General features: G+C 61.4%; 16 protein-coding genes. 12 read left to right on the top strand and 4 right to left on the bottom strand.

Features of this window, described 5'->3' with window-relative positions; genetic code table 11:
- The first annotated feature begins 18 nt into the window (after positions 1 to 18).
- The 5 genes from JXA24_06380 (at position 19) to JXA24_06360 (ending at position 5,670) form a co-directional block, all read left to right on the top strand.
- Positions 19 to 1,557, top strand: coding sequence for a glycosyltransferase (locus tag JXA24_06380; protein ID MBN1283379.1), 1,539 nt, complete (start codon positions 19 to 21; stop codon positions 1,555 to 1,557).
- Complete coding sequence (locus tag JXA24_06375; GenBank protein MBN1283378.1) at positions 1,554 to 2,696, top strand: cellulase family glycosylhydrolase; 1,143 nt, start codon at positions 1,554 to 1,556, stop codon at positions 2,694 to 2,696. Before JXA24_06380 ends, JXA24_06375 begins: the two co-directional genes overlap by 4 nt.
- Positions 2,693 to 2,929 carry a hypothetical protein gene (locus JXA24_06370; GenBank protein ID MBN1283377.1) on the top strand — a complete coding sequence of 79 codons (237 nt, stop codon included), beginning with the start codon at positions 2,693 to 2,695 and terminating at the stop codon, positions 2,927 to 2,929. The genes JXA24_06375 and JXA24_06370 overlap by 4 nt, the downstream gene beginning before the upstream one ends.
- A gap of 13 nt (positions 2,930 to 2,942) precedes the next feature.
- Entirely contained in the window at positions 2,943 to 3,155 is a 213-nt protein-coding gene (locus JXA24_06365; GenBank protein MBN1283376.1) for a hypothetical protein, read from the top strand.
- A 136-nt stretch (positions 3,156 to 3,291) separates the two neighbouring features.
- Complete coding sequence (locus tag JXA24_06360; GenBank protein MBN1283375.1) at positions 3,292 to 5,670, top strand: hypothetical protein; 2,379 nt, start codon at positions 3,292 to 3,294, stop codon at positions 5,668 to 5,670.
- Here JXA24_06360 and JXA24_06355 read toward each other — a convergent pair.
- On the bottom strand, positions 5,657 to 6,706 hold the full coding sequence (locus JXA24_06355) for an AI-2E family transporter (protein MBN1283374.1): 1,050 nt from the start codon (positions 6,704 to 6,706) through the stop codon (positions 5,657 to 5,659). The genes JXA24_06360 and JXA24_06355 overlap by 14 nt on opposite strands.
- A gap of 102 nt (positions 6,707 to 6,808) precedes the next feature.
- On the opposite strand from JXA24_06355, the gene JXA24_06350 reads away from it, so the two are divergent.
- The 6 genes from JXA24_06350 (at position 6,809) to JXA24_06325 (ending at position 17,396) form a co-directional block, all read left to right on the top strand.
- Complete coding sequence (locus tag JXA24_06350; protein ID MBN1283373.1) at positions 6,809 to 7,738, top strand: YcbK family protein; 930 nt, start codon at positions 6,809 to 6,811, stop codon at positions 7,736 to 7,738.
- A complete protein-coding gene (locus JXA24_06345; GenBank protein MBN1283372.1) occupies positions 7,735 to 8,625 on the top strand; it encodes a DMT family transporter in 891 nt (296 codons plus the stop codon). The genes JXA24_06350 and JXA24_06345 overlap by 4 nt, the downstream gene beginning before the upstream one ends.
- 126 nt (positions 8,626 to 8,751) lie before the next feature.
- The gene (locus JXA24_06340; protein ID MBN1283371.1) at positions 8,752 to 9,684 is read left to right on the top strand and encodes an ExsB family transcriptional regulator; all 933 of its coding nucleotides are present in this window, start codon (positions 8,752 to 8,754) and stop codon (positions 9,682 to 9,684) included.
- A gap of 411 nt (positions 9,685 to 10,095) precedes the next feature.
- The gene (locus tag JXA24_06335) at positions 10,096 to 13,296 is read left to right on the top strand and encodes a hypothetical protein (protein ID MBN1283370.1); all 3,201 of its coding nucleotides are present in this window, start codon (positions 10,096 to 10,098) and stop codon (positions 13,294 to 13,296) included.
- Positions 13,297 to 13,332: 36 nt separating this feature from the next.
- Positions 13,333 to 17,079 carry a hypothetical protein gene (locus JXA24_06330; protein ID MBN1283369.1) on the top strand — a complete coding sequence of 1,249 codons (3,747 nt, stop codon included), beginning with the start codon at positions 13,333 to 13,335 and terminating at the stop codon, positions 17,077 to 17,079.
- Positions 17,080 to 17,096: 17 nt separating this feature from the next.
- A complete protein-coding gene (locus JXA24_06325) occupies positions 17,097 to 17,396 on the top strand; it encodes a peptidylprolyl isomerase (protein MBN1283368.1) in 300 nt (99 codons plus the stop codon).
- Between the two features lie 58 nt (positions 17,397 to 17,454).
- Here the strand turns inward: JXA24_06325 and JXA24_06320 are convergent, their stop codons facing one another.
- Positions 17,455 to 17,829 (bottom strand): metallopeptidase, encoded by a 375-nt coding sequence (locus JXA24_06320; GenBank protein ID MBN1283367.1) that lies wholly within the window; start codon positions 17,827 to 17,829, stop codon positions 17,455 to 17,457.
- Between the two features lie 67 nt (positions 17,830 to 17,896).
- The gene (locus JXA24_06315) at positions 17,897 to 18,307 is read right to left on the bottom strand and encodes a hypothetical protein (GenBank protein MBN1283366.1); all 411 of its coding nucleotides are present in this window, start codon (positions 18,305 to 18,307) and stop codon (positions 17,897 to 17,899) included.
- On the opposite strand from JXA24_06315, the gene msrA reads away from it, so the two are divergent.
- Entirely contained in the window at positions 18,300 to 18,935 is a 636-nt protein-coding gene (gene msrA / locus JXA24_06310; protein ID MBN1283365.1) for a peptide-methionine (S)-S-oxide reductase MsrA, read from the top strand. The genes JXA24_06315 and msrA overlap by 8 nt on opposite strands.
- Before the next feature lie 184 nt (positions 18,936 to 19,119).
- On the opposite strand, the gene JXA24_06305 is transcribed toward msrA, so the two are convergent.
- On the bottom strand, positions 19,120 to 19,959 hold the full coding sequence (locus JXA24_06305) for an NYN domain-containing protein (GenBank protein MBN1283364.1): 840 nt from the start codon (positions 19,957 to 19,959) through the stop codon (positions 19,120 to 19,122).
- Positions 19,960 to 20,014 lie beyond the last annotated feature (55 nt).

The following is a 20,014-nucleotide window of genomic DNA, read 5'->3' as shown; positions in this document are numbered from 1 at the left end:
CGGGCTGAAAGGATTCGGGTGAAAAAGCTTCTCACATCGCTCGCATTCCTGGCCGCTATGATTGCGATCATAGTCTATGCGATAGTGCGCATCGCGTTCACGATGATCCTTGCGCCGGAGCACGTCTGGACCGAGCAGCTCTTCGCAGGCATGCTGCTGGCCGGGGAGATGTTCATCCTCGTGCACGCCCTTGGCTACGCGGCTGCGCTCCTTCGGAGCTCGACCGGCAGACAGGCGGATCTCGGCCGACACCACCCCCTCACATTTCCCCCCCCGGCGGTCGCGGTGCTGGTGGCCGCAAGGCACGAGCCGAAGGAGGTGCTGGAGCAGACCTTCCGGAGCCTGGTCAATTTGAGCTACCCGAACAAGACGGTCTATTTCCTGGACGACTCCTCCGACGAAAAATACATGCGCGAGGCCGAGGAGCTGTGCGAAAAGTTCAACCTTACGCTCTTCAGGCGCAGCGAGCGCCGCGGCGCGAAGGCCGGGATAGTGAACGACTGCCTGAGTGCCCTGGACCAGAGATATGTCGCCATATTCGACGCCGACCAGCGCCCGATCCAGGGTTTCCTCACCACGATCATACCGATGCTCGAATCGGACGAGGGGCTGGCATTCGTCCAGACCCCCCAGTACTACTCGAACATGGAGGAGAGCCACGTTGCAAAGGGCGCCACGTATCAGCAGTCGGTATTCTACGAATACATCTGCGAAGCCAAGGGCTCGAACCAGTCCATGTTCTGCTGCGGGACCAACGTGGCGTTCAGGCGCGAGGCGCTGCTCTCGGTCGGGGGATTCGACGAGAGCGTGGTGACTGAGGACTTCGCCACCTCGCTCAAGCTCCACACAGCCGGGTGGAGATCGCTCTATTACAACCACGTGAGCACGTTCGGCATGGGGCCTCAGATGCTGGCCGCCTACTTCAAGCAGCAGGATCGCTGGGCCCGGGGCACCGTGGGCGTGCTGCGCAGGGTGGTCGCGCAATTCATAAGGAGCCCGGCCAGCCTCTCGATCGGACAGTGGTGGGAGTACCTGCTCTCCAGCAGCTATTACCTCATCGGGCTGGCATTTCTCTTCCTCATGGCGTGCCCGATCGCATACATCTTCTTCAACGTGCCCTCGTTCTTCATCCACATGGACATCTACTTCAGCGTGTTCATCCCCTACATCACCCTCTCGCTGGCGGTGTTCTTCTTCACCCTGAGGGCGCGGAGCTACAGGCTGAAACAGCTCTTCATCGGCCAGCTGCTCACGTACATATCGATCCCCGTCTACGTCAGGGCCACTCTCCTCGGCCTCGCCGGAGTGCAGGGAAAGTTCGGCATCACGCTCAAGGGCAAGGGCACGCGGATGTCGTTCCTCTCGCTCTGGCCGCAGATCGTCATCATGTTTCTCAACTTCGCGGCGCTCGCATGGGGTATAAACAGGTTCTTTTATGAGCGCGACCTCTCTGTGCTGGTCAACTGCTTCTGGGTGACCTATCATTTCCTGGTGATGAACGCGATCTTCTACTTCAACGAGGAACTGCATCTCGAAGTGGATGGGGCGGCTTCATGAAGACGACCTCCCTCATCCTCCTCGCGTCGCTGGCCCTCGCCTCGTGCGTCAAGGGAGGATCGTGCACATGCGGGCGGCAGGGCCTTGACGTCCGTGGCGCAGCCCTCATGGACGACTCGACGCTCTGGGACCCGGCCAGGGTCGCGCCGGACATGGACTCCATCGAGGAGCGCGACTGGGCCTTCACCGCGCTGGGCGGAATGAACACGGCCAGGCTCGCCGTGAAGGCGGACTATTTCATGGGCCACGAAGGCGAGGTGAGGGAGCAGGGCTTCGAATTCCTGGAGAGACAGCTGGCATTCGCTGAGAAATACCGCTTGCGGGTGGTCCTGGACATGCACATCCCACCCGGTGGAGCGATCCAGGACTACCGGGTGACGCCGGGGAGCGAGGCCTTCTGGCATGATGAGGCGCTGAAGTTAAGATTCGTCGCGACATGGGCCGAGATCGCGCGAAGGTTTGCAAAGGACCGCAGGATATGGGCCTTCGAGTTAATGAACGAACCCTCGGGCGGGCCCGATCAGTACTGGGAGCTGATGGAGGATACGATCGAGGCGATACGCGCGGTCGATCCCGTTCACCTCATAATCCTGCAGCCCGACAGGGACTGGAGGGTCCGCAAGCTCCGGGATGACAAGCTCGCCTTCAGCTTCCACTTCTACAGCCCAATTGAATTCACGCACCAGGGGGTCGCGGACAACCCGCGATTCAGGGACATCTCCGGAGTCCGCTACCCCGGAGAGGCCGCGGACCACAGCGGCGAGAAACACTTCTATGGCCCGGGCGTTATAATGGAGGAACTCTCCTATGCGGCGGGCGTCGCGCGCAAGACAGGCGTTCCCGTGATCATAGGCGAGTTCGGCCTGTCGACAGCGGCCGACGAGGAGAGCGCAGGCCGATGGATCGCGGACGTGCTGGGAGCGGGCCGGGAGCTGGGACTTGACGGCTACCTCTATTGGCGCGAGATATACAGGGGAGGGGCCGACATATCAAAGGCTGGCCATGCGACCATGGCTGTGATAGACGATGGGTCATACGAGAGCAGCGCACAGTTTTTCGGGATCAGGCCCAGCCTCGCTGCCGAGGATCCCGGATTCGATTTTGCCGGTTTCTACCGAGAGTTCGGAGGGGGGAGATGAAAAAGAGAGATCTTCTGAATTTCATCGACAAGGCGATCGAGGTGGAGGACAAGATGGCCGAGCACATGGCGGACAACGTGGCATCTGCGCTGCAGTGGTACGAATGCACCGAGCCGGAGCGGAGGAATATCAAGGCCATGCTCTCCATGATATCCTCAGAGTCCAGGTCTCACAGCCAGACCCTCTCCGCCCTCAGACTCAAGATCGAAAACGACGGCAAGGAAGAGTACTGATGGGAGAAAAGATATGTTCACTTCACAGGACTTTTTGAACTTCTTCACGGAGATGGAGTCGACCGAGAGGAACATGAGCGACATGTACTCCGCGCTGCTCCGCTCCATATCCGACCCCGAGGTCAGGCAGGTCATATCATCCCTCTACGAGGCCGAGGTGAAGCACTCGAGGGTGGTCGGCGAGATCCGTCGGATGACAATCGACAAATCGCTCAAGACCGGCTGACGGCCGCAATCGCGCCGGCTTCCCCTTCCCTTTTGCACCATCACATGGACGGCAGAGCGTTTCAGTTGACCTGCGAAAGGCCCCGCGATAGGCTCTGCCGCCCTCCGCGAAGTGCGGGGATCCAAAGGAGCCGGACATGAAATTCGAACTCGGACCCAGGCGCGGCATATACATCGACATCGCAGCGGAGATGAAAAACTCGCCTCCCCCGCTCCCCGAGAGGGATCTCGCCGCGTTCGAGGAGTTCGATCTCATCTATCGCACCCTCTGCGCCCTTCTCTACAACTACGTGCCCATGTCGGGCCATCCGGGAGGCTCCATATCGTCGGGCCGCTTCGTTGCGGCGCTGCTCTTCGACGGGATGGACTACGACCTGTCGGACCCCGACAGGGACGACGCGGACGTCGTATCCTACGCCGCGGGCCACAAGGCGCTCGGGCTCTACGCGATGTGGGCGCTGCGCAACGAGATCGCGCGCACAGCGGCGCCGGAGCTGCTCCCCAGGGACGAGCGCCGGCAGCTCCGCATCGAGGACCTGCTCGGTTTCAGAAGGAACCCCATCACCGACACCCCTCTGTTCAGAAGGCACAAGTCAAAGCACCTCGACGGCCACCCCACCCCCGCGACCCCGTTCGTGAGGCTCTCCACCGGCGCCTCGGGCGTGGGCGTGGCGAGCTCCGTCGGGCTCGCCTTCGCCGCGGCGGACTACTACGGAAGCCGCGCCCCCAGAATCCACATCGTGGAGGGCGAGGGGGGGCTGACGCCGGGCCGCTCGGCAGAGTCGCTCGCCGCGGCCGGGACCTCGTCGATCGCCAACGCGGTCCTCCATGTGGACTGGAACCAGTCCTCCATCGATTCGGACCGGGTCTGCCGCGAAGGCGACAAGCCGGGCGACTACGTCCAGTGGACACCTGCCGAGCTGTGCTATCTCAACGACTGGAACGTGATCTACGTCGACGACGGCATGGACTTCCAGCAGATCGCGTCCGCGCAGCGCAGGGCGAGGACGATAGAAAACAGGCAGCCGACCGCGATCGTCTATCGCACGGTCAAGGGGTGGAAGTACGGCATGGAGGGCAGGGCGTCGCACGGCGCGGGCCACAAGCTCTGCTCCGACGGGTTCTACAACGCGCTCGCCCAGCTCATGGGAGACGCGGCGGACAGGTTCCCGAGCTGCGCGCCCGGGGAGATCAGGTGCAAAAAGCCCGGATGCGAGAACGAGATCATGGAGGATTGCTTCTGGAACGCCCTGGGCCTCATCAGGGGCGAGCTGGCGAAGTGCAAATCGGCCCCGGAGGTCATCGCGCGGCGCCTGCGCGAGGCGAAGTCGAGGCTCGATGGCATCGCGCGCAGGCCCAGGAGCGGCGCGCCCGACATAGAGGCCGTGTTCACCGCCTCTGAAAACTGGACGAACGGGGTGCCCCCGGCGCTCGCGCTGAAGCCGGGACAGTCCACCACGCTCAGGGCCGAGCTGGGCAGGGTGCTCAACCACTACAACCGGCTCTCCAGGGGGGCGATCTTCGCGGCCGCGGCCGACCTCGTCGGCTCCACCAACACGAACATGGCGACCGAGGGCTTCGGGCAGGGCTACTTCAACGCCTCGACCAACGGCTCGTCACGCCTGCTCTCGATCGGCGGGATCTGCGAGGACGCGATAGGGGGGGTCGCATCGGGCATCTCCAGCTTCGGCCGGCACATGGGAGCTGCCTACTCCTACGGCGCGTTCATGGCGCCGCTCGGCCACATAGCCGCGAGGCTGCACTCCATCGCGAACCAGGCGCGGCGCGACTCGACCGGCGCCGCATACAGGCCGATGATAGTCGTGTGCGCTCACGCGGGCCTCAAGACCGGCGAGGACGGTCCCACTCACGCCGACCCGCAGGCGCTGCAGCTCTTCCAGGAGAATTTCCCCCGCGGCACGATGATCACGCTCACGCCGTGGGGCCCGGACGAGCTCTGGCCTCTGGTCTCCGCAGCACTCGCCAGGCGGCCCGCGGTCATAGCGCCGTTCGTGACCAGGCCCAACGAGGCGGTCCCGGACCGCGAGGGGCTCTCCATCGCCGACTCCCGCCTGACCGCCCAGGGCCTCTATATGCTGAGGAGACCGAAGGGCAAGGCCCAGGGAACGGTCGTGCTCCAGGGAAGCGACGTGGCCTACGAGTTCGTGAACGGGGCGCTTGCCATGCTCGACCGCGAGGGGGTGCAGCTCAACGTCTACTATGTCTCGAGCGCGGAGCTCTTCGAGATGCTTCCCCACTCGGAACAGCGGCGCGTATTCCCGGATGAGCACGCCCAGGACGCGATGGGCATCACCGGCTTCACCATGCCCACCATGTACCGCTGGGTGAAGGGGGAGTTCGGGAGGGGGATGTCGCTGTCGCCGTTCTCGAAGGGGCGCTACATGGGAAGCGGCCAGGCCTCCTTCGTGCTGGCCGAGGCGGGCCTCGACGGAGAGAGCCAGTTCAAGGCCGTGATGAAGTACCTGAAAGAAAAAGGCAGCATCAGCTCTGTGTGAACTCCCGCTGGTAGATCCGAAGCGACGCGAGGAACACGGCGAGCAGCACCGGGCCGAAGATCGCGCCTATGGGTCCGAAGGCCCTGATCCCGCCCAGCAGCGCCACGAAGAGGAGCACGGGGTGCACGTTTATCCTGCCCCGCATGACCAGCGGCCTGAGAAAGTTGTCCACACTCGAGACGATCAGCAACCCGTACAGCAGAAACGCCGCCGCAGCCTCCCATCGTCCCATGATCACGAGCGCTATGCAGGCGCCTGTGTAGATGAATGCGGCGCCGATGATGGGTATGAAGGCTACGAGCGCCGCGATCATGCCCCACATCGCCGGGTTCTGAAAGTCGGCGGCCCAGAACCCGACCCCCATGAGGATGCCCTGCACGATCGCGGTGCCGATCATTCCGAACAACAGCGCCGAGATCATCACCCTTATCTCGCGCGATATCTCCTTCTGATGCACGGCCGATATCGGCAGGATCTTCAGCATCCACGAGAATATCCTGCTCCCCTCCGCGAAGAACACGACCAGGAATATGGCGATCAGCACGAGGTTGACCGCAATGGAGGCGGTGGAGGAGAGGACCTGAGGCGAGTACTGGTACAGGAAATTGGCGATGCCCTTGAGCCCCTCTATGAGCATCTCGCGGAGGTTCACGACCAGCTCCTCGCCGCCGGGCAGCAAGGCGAGCCGCTCGTTTATCGCCACGCCGGCACCGTCGATGTATTGACCCAGGTGCCCGGCCTGGATCTGCTGGGCCAGCCTCATCGCAAATCCCACGAGCTTCACGCTGAGCATGCCCACCATCGCCGCCAGCGGGATGAGCACCACCGCGAAGCACAGCAGGGTTGCCAGCCCCGCGGCCGCGTACCGCCTGCGCCTCACGAGCCGCTCCAGCCTCTGGTACAGAGGATAGAAGATGATCGACACGATGCACGCCACGAACGCCGGGATCATGAGCGGCGATGCCATGTAAAGAAACGCGGCGACGAGCGCCATGAAGAATACGATGAATGCCGCCCGCGTGCCCTTTGGTGTCATAGCTCCCCCTTTTCAGCGGCAAAATAGCACAGCACGTGCGGCCAAGTCGAGGGTTTGACATGCGGGCCGAAACGTCCCATAAATCCGGCTCCCGGAGGAAAGATGAGAAAGAGCGCCGTCGCCATCTGCCTGTCCCTTTCGCTCTCGACCGCGGCCGCGGCCGCTCAAATCCAGTCGCGCTACTTCCTGCACGGCGACGGCAAGCTCAGCCTCGCCTCCGGCAAGGGGCCCGCCGCATTCCACGGCAGATACCGCAACCCCGACGGCACATACTCGGAAGATGCGATGAGGAGGATAAACGCGATCTTCTCCGCCCGCTGGGGCGACCCGGTCCTCGGCGTGTCGCCGAGGCTCATCGAGTTCATAGATTACCTGCAGGACCGCTTCGACCCGAACGCGCTCGTCACCATAACGTCCGGCTTCCGGAGCCCTGAGCACAACACGCGCCTGAGGGACAGGGTGGCGCTCGCGGCGAGGGCGAGCCTCCACCAGTACGGCATGGCTGCGGACCTCTGGATCAAGGGGGTGCCATCCAAGTGCATCTGGGAGGCGATCAGGGACGATGGCCTGGGTGGGGCCGGCTACTACCACGGCAGGAACGTACACGTCGACGTGGGGCCTGCCCGCTTCTGGGACGAGACATCCTCCGGCGTGGACACCGACGCCTCCCTCAACAACAGGCTCATAGGCCTGGTCGCGGACCGCGACATCTACCTTCCGGGCGAGCAGATCGAGCTCCGATTCATCCGCATGACCGCGTTCCCCATAGGCCTCAGGCCAGAGATGAGGCTCGAGGCGCAGGACAAAAAGGGGCGATGGAAAAAGGCGGAGGAGTTCTCCCCTGCGATAGCGGCCGAGGGCAAACCCTGCGTCAGCATGGCCTCGGTGAGGGACATGGCCGGGATCGGATGGCCCCTCCCTGAGCGGCTGGGGCCTGGCCGCTACCGCGCGGTCGCTTCGTTCTGCGACAACGACTACGAAGGGATGCCCTCCGAGGTCGCGAGCCCCGAATTCGAGGTGAGGGCAAGATGAGAAGATGCCGGACCGCAGCGTGCGGCATCCTCTGGATGGTCTCGGCGCAGCTGCTCTTCGCCGCGAGCTGGGCGGTGATCAAAACCCTGGGCAGATCCCTTCCCGTTATGGAGCTCGTGTTCTTCAGGGGGCTGGCCTCCGTCATCATAATAACGTCGTACATGAAGCTGAGGGGCATGAGCCTCAGGGGCCAAAACCACACGGCGCTGTTTTTGCGCGCCCTGTTCGGCTTCGTGGCCATGGCCCTGTCCTTCTACTCCATGACAAAGATGAAGATCGGAGACGCCTCCACCCTCTTCAACACCCTGCCCATCTTCGTGGCCCTGCTCGCGCCAGCGTTCCTGGGCGAGAGGTTTTCCCTCGGCAAGCTCGCGCTCGTGGTCGTCGCATTCGGGGGGATCGGCCTCATCCTCAAGCCCGACACCTCGCTCTTCGAGGGGGCGGCCGCCTACGCACTCATGGCCGGTTTCCTCGGCGCGCTGGCGATGCTGTGCGTGCGCAGGATGGCAGCCTCCGACTCCTCGCTCGTCATCACCCTCTACTTCACGGGGTTCACCGCGCTCTGCTCGGCGCCGTTCGCGTTCAGCCGATTCAAGGCGCCGACGCTCGAGCAGTGGGGGTTGATCGCCTTCATAGGGGTCGCGCTGACGTTCGGGCAGATACTGATGGTGCACGCGTACAAGCTCGGGAACGCCTCCACGATCGCGCCGTTCAGCTACGCATCGGTGATCGCCGCCTACTTCCTGGGCCTTCTGCTCTTCAGCGAGGTCCCCGACCTGTGGTCGGCCATGGGCGCGGCCCTGGTCGTGGGCAGCGGCATAGGGATCATGTTCACAGCGCCCACCACTGAGGAACGAGAGGAGATGCGCTCCGCAAAGGTGACCTAGCGGTCCGCATCTCAGTATTCCCGTTGATTATCAAGAGATTATTGCGGCCAATCACCTCCTTTACATCGGCGCGCCCCTGTGAACGATATACGCCGATAATCGTAATCCACACCATGGAGGGAAGCTATGGACTGCAGGAAATTCATCGAAGAGCAGATAGGCGTCATCAGGAACGATGTGGGAGACGGGGTCGCGATCAATGCCCTCTCGGGCGGGGTCGACTCCTCGGTGCTGACCGTGCTCGCGCACCGGGCGCTGGGCGACCGCCTCAAGACCGTGTTCGTCGACAACGCGCTCATGCGCGAGGGGGAGCCGCAGGCGGTGGTCGAGACCTTCGCAGAGATGAACATCCCCGTGAGGCTCGTGGACAGCCGCAGGGAGTTCCTCGCGGCGCTCAAGGGGCTCACCGATCCGGAGGAGAAGCGCTGCGCGATAACAGCGACCTTCTACAAGGACGTGTTCGGAAGGCTCGTGAAGGAGAGCGGGGCCAAGTACCTGCTGCACGGGACCATCCTCACCGACATCGAGGAGACCGTGGCGGGCATCAAGCGCCAGCACAACATCCTGGAGCAGCTCGGCATCGACCCCGAGAGGGAGTATGGATACAGGGTGATCGAGCCTCTCAAGGCGCTGCGCAAGGACGGGGTGCGCGAGGTGGGAAAGGCCCTGGGGCTCCCGGAGCCGGTGTTTGCGCGCATCCCGTTCCCGGGGCCGGCGCTCGCGGCCAGGATCGTGGGCGAGGTGACCAAGGAGAGGCTCGCGGTGGTCAGGCGCGCGACGACCATAGTGGAGAATGAGCTCAAGGACACCGGCGCGTTCCAGTACCTGGCTGCGCTGCTCACCGACAAGGCCACGGGAATACGCAACGGAAGGCGCGAGTACGGCGACATCGTCGTCGTGCGCTGCATTGAGAGCAGGGACGCGAGGGAGGCGACCGCCACGAGGCTGCCGTGGGAGAAGCTCGAGAGGATCTGCAGGGCGATAGTCGACATCCCGGGCGTCAACCGCTGCCTCTACGACCTCACGCCCAAGCCGCCAGCGACCGTCGAGTACATCTGAAGCGGCACTGCGACACATGCACGGACAGAGGATCCCCCGGCGTCGCCGGGGGATCTTTTGCATGTACTTCGAATAAATATCTCCGCCCGCGCATTATAATGCGAAAAAGTTCTTCAAAATGCATATTCGTCATTTCCCGGCGGTGTCGTCCTTGACTTCGGCCTTCAAAGTGCGATAAATGCTGCGTCTGCTGTCAGACCCTTTACGGAACCTGTGCACGCCGCAAAGCCGTGAGGTCGACATGATGGCTCGACCGAAGAAACCGTATCGCCAGCTTGATATCGGGATCGCGACAGCGATTTTTTTCACGTTCATCTGATCCCAAGAGACGCAGAAAGACAGGCCGCGAGGCCTGTTTTTTTTCTTAGTTATCTCAACGACGGGGGAGTGGAGCGGTGTCGGGAGGATTGAATGTCCCTTCCTGTCAGATTCGTCCCTCCTGTCTTTTCCGCCGTGTTCACCACGCGCGGGAACATCCCTGTCCCCTCAGCACATACCACCTTCTCATCGGGCGACATGGTTCGCGACGCGTTCGCCATCCCCTCCGAAGACGTCCACGCCCGCAGGCTCGAGATGAGGATTGCGGGGATCTCCGAAGCTCCGAGGTTCGAGCTCGCCCTCATGAAGAAGAGGTTCGAGCAGGCCCGCCAGGCCCGAAGCTCGGGCAATCTCGAGGATGCGTTTCGGAACTACCGGGAAACGCTCATCGCCCTGGAGAGCCCATTCGAGCACCTCAAGGACGACGCCCCTCTCTACCGCCACATCCCGTCAGGCGACGGCCTCTTCAAGGAGGCGCTCTTCGAGACCGCGGTCCTCTCGGGTCCCGAAGAGGTCCCGGAGATGCTCAACCGCCTCACCCGATTCATCGAGGAGATCAGGGAATCGGAGGGCACCCTCTCGGACATTGCGCGCGCCACAATGATCAAGGCGTACAAGATCATGCAGCACACCATGTCCGCAGGCCAGCCCAAGGGCGCCCTCCTCAAGGAGGCGTACGAGATGGTCCAGCGCGTCCGCTCAGATGCGGGCGCAGGCGACGATCCCGATACCTCCTTCTACGCCGGGCTCCTGTCCGTTGAGCTTCTGGCGCGCTCGATCGCAATGGCGCACAACCGGCGCGACTTCCACGAGCGCAACCTGCTCATAGAGCGACAGAGGGAGACGATAAAGGATGTGCTCTCAGATCACCTCACCGACGACCGCAACGAAGCGATCGCGAGCTACATAGCGGATTCGGCCATCCTCCTTGCCAGGCTGGGGCTGTGGGGCCCCTCGCTGCGGAGTGCGCGCACCCTGACCACACGGCAGTTCGCCTGCACCGCGGGCACGAGGAGGGTGCTGACCGACCCCATGTTCGAACCGTTCATCGACAGCTCAAGGGTCCTGTCCCCCTCTGAGGTCAAGTTCCGCTCCAGCAAGGGTTCCTACATGAAGAGGCTCCAGGCCGCCCTGGCGCTCGCCCACTCGAAGGGCATAAAGGAATCTATCTTCGCGGGCCTCTTCGGCCTGGCGGCCGGATTCGGCGCATCGGCGCTCTTCGGCATGGGAGGCGAATCGACCGTGGCGGCCGCCGTCGCAGGCGCCGCCCTGTTGACCAGCATCAACCGGTTCAGGAACGGCTGGAACTCCCTGGAGGCCAGATACGCCGCAAAGACCGGGATATTCGACAGGACCGCCCCCGAGTCTGCGCTGGACGCCTCGCGCCTCATCCTCTGGGGCGGCCTCAACGCGGCCACATGGTTGCTGCCTGCTGCTGTGCTGAACTCGGGGCCGGAAAGCATCCATACATTCGGCGATACAATACAGGCGATCGTCACCGCATACTCCCAGCTGGGAGCGATGGCAGCAGACGGGTTCCATTCCATCGCCGGCCAGTCGCTGAATGCCCTGAATTCGATCACGCCTGAACAGGCTCTGCAGACCGCCTATCAAACCCTCATATCGGCGTCCGCTGCGCTGGCGGCGTCGAGCGCGCTCAGCAAAGAGCTGCGGGAATCACTGGGAAGGCTGTCGCTGCTGTTCGTGCCCGGCGCCTCGATGTTTCTGGCCGACGCGACGGCGTCGGTCGCGGGCATGCCACCGGACTGCGCGCTTGATCTGGCCTACGGCACCTATCTGAAGGCCACGGCGGCATTCCTCTCCGCCAACCTCATCTTTCCATCCCTGCGGCGCAGCCTCTCCGGATTCACCGCTGTCTTCCTGCCGGGGGGGCTGATGCTCTCGGCGGAGATCGGCATGCACATCCTCGGCCAAAATGCCGGGTCTTTTCCCGACAAATTCGACAGCTACCTATATGCTGACAGGATACAACGGGCATCGATCATCGCGGGCGGCATGCTCATGATGCAGTTGACCGCCGGCCTCGTCCCCTTGAGGCGTTCCTCACCGGCCAGGAATCCGCTCCTAGCGACTGTTTCCGCCATGAACCCGTCCAGAAACCCGCACATCTACATGTTGCCTTTGACCGCGGCCGTGGTCGGAGCCGGCATCATGTCGCCGATCGGGGGGCTGGCTCAGGGTGTCGTACGGGCCGATAGCGTCGCCGAGTGCCTCGTGCAGGGGGTGGCGATCTCGCTGGGATTGATCCCAGTGACCCTAACCGTGGGAGGACTCCTCAACGGCTTCATTCCCCTGAGGTCCAGGATCAGGGAGTCGTGGCAGGACTCCAGGGGTCTTTCGGTCCCGCGAGGCCTGCTGGAAATGGGAATGGGATATCTCGACTCGTTCAGGGTCCCCTATGTCAAAAACAGGCTCCTGAGAAAGTTCACGATGGATCTTCCGGCGGCATCGCTCCGGGCGCTCCTCGGCTGGGACACCAACAGCGGACAGCTGATAGACTCGTCGATGAGCTTCTTGTCTGGGAACGCCATGGCCACATCCACATGGCCCGAGTCTTCGGCCACGGTGTGGGAGAGGGAGGCCATCGTCCGCAACATCGGCAATCTGACTTCCGGCCTAGATCTCGCCGCAGCCGCCGGCAGGGAAGCGAAGCGCGAGGAAGAGGTGCAGAACCGGGACGATGCGATGAATGAGATGTACGCCTTTTTCAGCAAGGCGGGACAGGTTACTCACGTCCTCCACCCCTTCATGGCCCACAAGTCTCTTTCGGACAGGCTGTGGCCCGTTTACGCGGTCAGCAGATCGTTCAGGCAACCCTCCTATCCTCAGATGCCCAACGTCGACTTCTACGCTAGCCTCCATGATCTCCTGATGGATGCCAAAGACAAGGAGCTCACCGCAAAGGATCTGGGATCGCTTCTCGACTTCGTCGAGCATCAGGCCAGGGACCCGAACCGATACGAGGCGATGAGGCCGATAGTCAAGACGCTCGCCCTCTCCAGGAACAGCAGGCGGTTCGGAAAGAGTCTGCAGATTTTTTTCGAAGAGAACCAATGGATAGCCGAGGTTATGAACGTGAACCTGGAAAAATACAAGCCGTACAACGAAAGGCTCAGGAGGCTCTCCAGGAGGGCGTTCAAGAACCGCGTCAGGAAGCGATTCGACAAATACGAGCAGAGGGTGGCAAGCCACGGCAGACAGGGGCTCCTGAAGGTGCAGTTCGAAGGCCTCTTTCTGGCCGACAGCGAGGTGATGGGAAAAACGGGAGCATAGTTCCTGTTCTGATGCGACATCGGTCAGGAGGAATAAATGCACAGGCCGATAACAGCTCAAAGCATCCTGCCGGTGAATACGGCTGCATCGCCTGCATTTTTCATTTCACCGGGGTCGATCGCCGCGAACTGCCCGTACGCGCGCTCACTTGAAGACCTCGCCCGGAGTTCCCCCGCAAGGATGGCCCGCACAAGCTCCGTCACAGACGATTCGTTTGATCCGGTGGAGATGTCTTTCAGGACGCGATTTGAAAGGCGGTTCGGCGCCTCAAAGATCACAGCCGGGCAGCGATTTGCCGAAAGCGTCCGGCTTTCCCGGGAGATGAAAGCCCGAATGGAGCAGGTCCGGGATCTTATCGACAGCGCGAGAAAAGCCCGAAACGATTTTGAGTTCGATGCCGCAGCTCGCAGCTACCGTCTGGCCCTGTACGAGCTTCACACCGCTATCGACGCTGCCCCTTTTTCCACGCCGCTTTACCAGCACATAAACGACGGCGCCATACTGGTCACCGAGGCAGTCCTCGAATCGTCGAACCTGTCTGACTCTAAGTTCGCTGCGGAGAACGTGCACAGACTCGACTATTTCCTGAAAAATCCACCTGCAGGCGGCTATACCGAACTGGACCTGGTGAAGGCCAAAATACTCAAGGCCAAGAACATAGCCGGCTATACGTCCGACGCCGCGAATCCGGACATCGCGACCCTGGAGAAGCGCTGCGATGAGATGCTTGCCGAGTTCAAGACTCTGGGAGAGAGATATGCCGAAGAGCAAAAGGCGCTTGCTCAAAGTCGAGCGGAGGGCGCTCATGGGCCGCTGGAGCAGGAAAGCGAAATCCCGTGGCAACAGGCGCTCCGCGACGAAGGCGTGGCGGTCGATGACGAGATCAAGGAGCTCCATCTCTTCGCAGGAATAAGCTGCATCGAGCTCATGTCACGGCTCTTCTTCTACGCGCACCACCGCCAAGACAATGCGGCTGTCATGAAGCACATAGGATCGATCGGAGAGCTCCTGAATGATATTCAGGCAATCCATGTCCCAGAGGGCATAGACAAGATAATAGCGAAATTTGCCAGCCACACAGACGCAAAGCGCATCGAGGAATATCTGAACAGGTACAGAAATCTGGTGGCCTCATACCGATCGGCCGCAACCCGCCTCTTCCTGGGCACGGGCTACCTGATATCTGCTCTCCCTTTTTCCCGAATCGCGACGAGCGCCCCTTTCGAAATGACGTCCGGCGCACGGGAAGTGTTGAAGCATCCGGCCCTGAATGATTTTTCCGACGGAATGCGCATCTATGACGATGAGGAGCTGGGTGATCTCGGCAAAAAGGTCTCCCTCTTATCCGGGCTCATCTGCCGTTCCGTGGAAGCGGTCCGCAACGCCGGTTCGGAAGGCCTGGTCGATTCCCTCAAGGCAGGCGCCACCGGCCTCGTGGCGGGATCGCTGATCGATGCGATCCTGAGCGGTTTTGAGTGGCCCGGCATAGTGGTGGGCAGCGGCACCGCAGCAGCGGTCTATCTGATAAACATGCTGAAGCGGGGATGGGAAACGGAGCAGGCCAAAACCGCCTTCAAATACGGTCTGCCCAAAAGGGACGCGGTCGATTACATAGATGACGCGAGCAAACTGATTCTGATGTTCGAGAAATCAGCGCTCTGGTTAGTGCCGATGCTAATCATCAGCAACGGGCCCGACATAGGGACCAGTTTCGTCGACACCGCCTGTGCATTTATTGAAGGCTATGGGAATATCATAAAAAACATTCCGGGCTGGATGTCATCTCTCCACAGCAGCCTCGTCGAACCCCTGAGCATTCAGAACCTCCAGGACAATGTGCAGTCCATAGGGCACGTCCTGAGCATGGAAAGCGGCCAGTTGCCGACCTATCTCATGACAAAACTGCTGAACGCAGACTGGCTCGAGATGGTGAAGGATGCGATGAGACACCCCTCCTTTGTCGCTTTCCTCTATTTCCTCCTCCTCTTCGTGCCGAAGATCAACAGGGCGACCACAAAAACCTGGTGGCCGGTCCTGTTCAGCTTCCTTGCAATACCCGCTGCCGCATTTCTCGGAACTGCGGTTTCCAACGCTCAGATCCCGGCAGATGCATCTTTGCTCAACGCTATGCAGCCTGAGGGCATGGACCCATGGCTGGACAGGGTGATCAGGTCCTGCATATTCTACGGAGGCGCGCTGATGCTGCTGCTCAACTCAGGGCTCGCAAAGGTGGACCGGACCCTGGGGCCGCGCGTATTCCATTCGCTCACATCGCAACTCGGCATATTCGCAGGCCATGACCCGGTGGGCGCCGAAAACCTGTGGAGTCTCTTTAAGCAGTCCGTGATTTCTCTCTTCAAAGCGCTCGACCCCAGAAAGGTCGATTACAATCTCGCATTCCTGATGATCATGGTCAACGCCCTCACCTCCCCCCTCGGGAAAGTCATTCAGAGCAATCTGGACGACCCGAAGAACATCGCCCTGCTCTTCACAAGGGGCATTTTCATGACTATGGGGTTTCTCATGATAACGCTGCTCATGAGCGGCGTTCTGAAGGGGAAGATCCCCCTGGTAGAGAGAATGAAACAGGCCTGGGAGGACAGCGGCAAGGCCGGGTATCCCATTCACAGGGCAGGCCTCGAAGTCCTCCTGAGCGGCCTCGGCGCCATCTTTACGTCATCTTATTCATCGAATAGAATTTTCAGGTCATTCATCTACGACCCCCTCGGCTCCTCGCTCAGGTATTATCTGGGATGGGACACCAACGAAGGGGTGGCCGCAATGGAGCTGGTCAACAACATCGGCGGCAACGGATCCGCCACAGCCACGTGGAACGAGATAAGCGGGACCAGTTGGGAGCGCGATCCGATCCTTCAGGATATGAGTGATGTCGAAGTCAAAATTTACGGCATAACGCAAAAGGTCAAGGACGGTGAGATGACCGCAGAGGAAGGCAACAAGGAGATCTCGGAAAAACTCGATGCGCTGAGGGACAAATTAAAGATCTCCGGCCAGTCCATGCATCTCGGCCATCTTTTCATGGACCATGCCGAAGCCTCGGACCTCCTGTGGCCCGCACGGTCCTGCACCAGGGCGTTCAGTCCCCCCGTCTTCCCTCACATCGTGAACACCTATTTTTACCAGAACATCTATCAGATCATCATGGACGATTATGACGACCTCCTAGACGGCAAGGCGATCGACGAGGTTGAAGAGGGCAGAAGGGTAAAGTGGGAGATCGAAAACGAGGAGAGGATCGCCAGAAGCAAGAAACCCAAAAAGTTCAAGGAGAAGAAGAAAAAGGGCCGGGACAATCGAAAGCTCACGGAAGGCGAACTCGACGTGCTCTTCCACCTCATAAGGATGGACGCGCCATCGGCAGACAACAGCGCGCACCTGAAACCGCTGTTGGAGGTGCTGGTCCTCGCCAGGGGGAGCGAGAGGTTCGGCGGCATGATAAGCGATTTCCTCAAGTATAACTCGTGGATCCTGCAGCTCCTCGACATCGATCCGAATGAAGTCGAGAAGAGGGCGGGAATAACGGATGAGTCCGGCATGAGACATCCCATGCGCAGAGTGGTAATCAAACGCGTGAGGCGCGCCCTGAAAACCTCTTTCGCGGCCTATGAGAAGCGGATAAAGAGCCACGGGCGCCAGCCTGACTTCGACATCGTCTTCAACGAGATATTCAACATCGATCCTGTCGATTTCTCCGTCCCGGAGACCGAAGAGCAGCCGGATGCGGATGTCGCCGACGAGGCGAACTCCAATGAGCACTCCTGACTGCGCGCTGAGACTCGATCGTCCATCCACGGGCTGCCTTCCTGAACAGGCGGCCGCTTGCCCCCCATCTCCCGGCTTGTCTTTTCATTCCGCAGCTGATAGCCCTCCGGCGGTGCAGCGAAAGCTGGGCGCGCACCGGCGACCAGGTGAACCCCGAGCGGCGATCCAGCGGCTCGCAGTTCTACATCACGCTGAAGCCGACCCCGTTCCTCGACGGGGGCTATACGGTCTTCGGCCGGACGATCTCCGGCATGGACGTCGTGGAGAATATCCGCAGGGGCGACACGATCGAGTCGATAGAGGTCAAGGCCGAATAGGCGCCTACTCCGCGTCCCGGCCGCCGCTGCCGCCGCCGATGCGCCTGTGAGCGGTTCTTCACGATGCAGCCCGGGACTGCAGAAACGTCTTATACATCTTCTCCACGTTCCTGCGGGAGACGAAATCGTGGTGCCTGAAGCCGCCGCCGAAGGTCTTCGGGATGTGCATCAATTCATGGATGATCGTCATGTCCTGGTCGGCCTCGGTGAGGCGCTCGAAGCGCTCGAGGAACTCGATCGCATACCAGGCCTTCACCTCCATGGCCAGCTGCATGATCTTCGGCAGGGCATGGCATCTGGCTATGACCCTTTTGGTCTTGCTCCCCACGCTCCTGAAACAGACGACCCGGTTGCAATCGACATGCGCAAGACCCAGCCTGCGCACGATCTCGCACATCCTCTTTTGCAGGTCCAATGCGATCGAATATTGCATATTTTAACGCCCCGCCGATATCGTCCGATGACCCATGCAGGAATCTCCCCCGGCCCCTTCCCCGCCGCTACCGGACCTGGGATGGCTGCTGCTTTGGCGCGGGTGCGGGCTGCCCGCCGCCGTAGCACCACCCCATCGCATCCATGAAAGCCGGGAACTGTTTTTTCGTCCCGGACCTGTCGGTGGCGAGCGCGGTGTTGTCGCTCGCGTTGAGGATGAGGCAGCCGGTCTCCGACATGAAGAAGTAGCGCTTTTTGTTGTCCGGGCTGTACTCCACGTGCACGATGTCGTAGCCGGTGCCGGCGAAGAGCCCTGCGACGCCCGGGAACTGGCCGATGCACTCCACGAGCGACCTGTTGCCCGGCGCGGGCTGCTGCGTGCAGGTGAAGCCGTTGGCAGAGACGACCTCGATCGCCTGAGCGGGGCCCGAGGCTACGACCATCAACGCTGCAGCCAAAAGAGCAAAGACGATGCGCATTCAGACCTCCTTCGAAAAGAACCTCGTACGCACCCGCTTACAACAAGATCAACGGCAGATAAAGCAAATACCTGTCCCGTTGCCATATTACCCCGTTTCCTGTATCAACCGGCGCATGGCACACGGGGATACAGAGAGGGGGCTCGAAAAAGCGACTCTCGCGGGCGGCTGCTTCTGGGGCGTGGAGGAGATCCTCCGCAGCGTCCCGGGTGTGGTGGGCACGCGGGTGGGCTACACCGGCGGGGGAATCGCCCGACCGACCTACGAGATGGTCAAGCGGGGCGACACGGGACACGCCGAGGCGGTGGAGGTCACGTTCGATCCAGCCAGGATCGGCTACGACGAGATACTCGACTATTTCTTCCGCCTCCACGACCCCACGACCACGGACAGGCAGGGAAACGACATCGGCACCCAGTACCGCTCCGCGATATTCTACCACTCCGAGGCGCAGAGGCGGGCGGCCGTCAGCGCCATGGAGAGGGCCGGCAGGTCGGCCAGATGGGGCGGGAGAACGATCGTCACGCAGATCGCACAGGCAGAGCCCTTCTACGAGGCGGAAGGGTATCACCAGAAATACCTGCAGAAGAATCCGGGGGGCTACTCCTGCCACTACCTGCGGGACTGAATTCCGGTCGTCGCCGGAGCGTCCTAACGGATCATGATGAGAAGCATCTTCTGGTCGGTGACGGCCCTGCGGGCCCTGATCGCGCTGCCCGCGATGATAATGGACGGTTTCTTCGGCACGGAGGACATGTGAACTCACATATTGTTTCCGAACAATTGAGTCCCGGGAGACGTATTCTTTCCCCTCAATCGTGCGAGAAGCTCTTGATGATGTAGCCGCCGGATTTTTCGTCCAGCTCCAGAGCCAGGAGCTTTCGCGCCTGGGCCTCCTCGAGCAGCCTGCCGAAGCTGCGAAAGCCGTGATAGCTCTCGTTGAAGCCCGGCTTGCGCCTCTTCAGAGCCTGCTTGACCATCGAGCCCCAGACCTTCTCCTCCTCGCCCCGCTCGGCGAAGAGCGCCTCGACGGTCTCCATGACCAGGTCCAGCGCCTCCTGGCGCTTCTCCGCCTCGCCGGGGCCTGCGCCTGCGCCCGCTCCCGCGCCTGCCGGCCTGCGCGCCGTCTTCCCGATCGCTGTCCTGCTGCGCCTGGCCTTGTCCTGCCTGGCGGCGCCTCGCACCAGATCGTCGTAGAAGATGAACTCGTCGCAGTTCGATATGAGGAGGTCCGATGTGGAGTTCTTCACGCCAACGCCGATCACGACCTTGTTGTTCTCCCTGAGCTTGCTCACCAGCGCGGAGAAGTCGGAGTCGCCGCTGACGATCACGAACGTGTCGACGTGCGACTTCGTGTAGCAGAGGTCCAGGGCGTCGACCACCATGCGGATGTCGGCGGAGTTCTTTCCGGACTGGCGAACGTGCGGGATCTCGATCAGCTCGAACGCCGCCTCGTGCATCGGTTTCTTGAAATCCTTGTACCTCTCCCAGTCGCAATAGGCCTTCTTGACGACGATGTTGCCCTTGAGGAGCAGCCGCTCCAGCACCTTCCTGATGTCGAAGGCCTCGTACTTGGCCTCACGCACGCCGAGCGCCACGTTCTCGAAGTCGCAGAATATCACCATGCTGCTGGTCTGGCCTTTTTCGCCCATATATCCTCCCGATGACCGGCATTTCACACATTTGACGCGGAAAATGCAATCCCAT

It is taken from the genome of Pseudomonadota bacterium, from assembly GCA_016927275.1.
In the GTDB taxonomy this organism is placed as follows: Bacteria; UBA10199; UBA10199; order 2-02-FULL-44-16; family JAAZCA01; genus JAFGMW01.
Note: the sequence above shows the minus strand (reverse complement) of the source record. Positions and strands in the feature narration are given on the sequence as shown.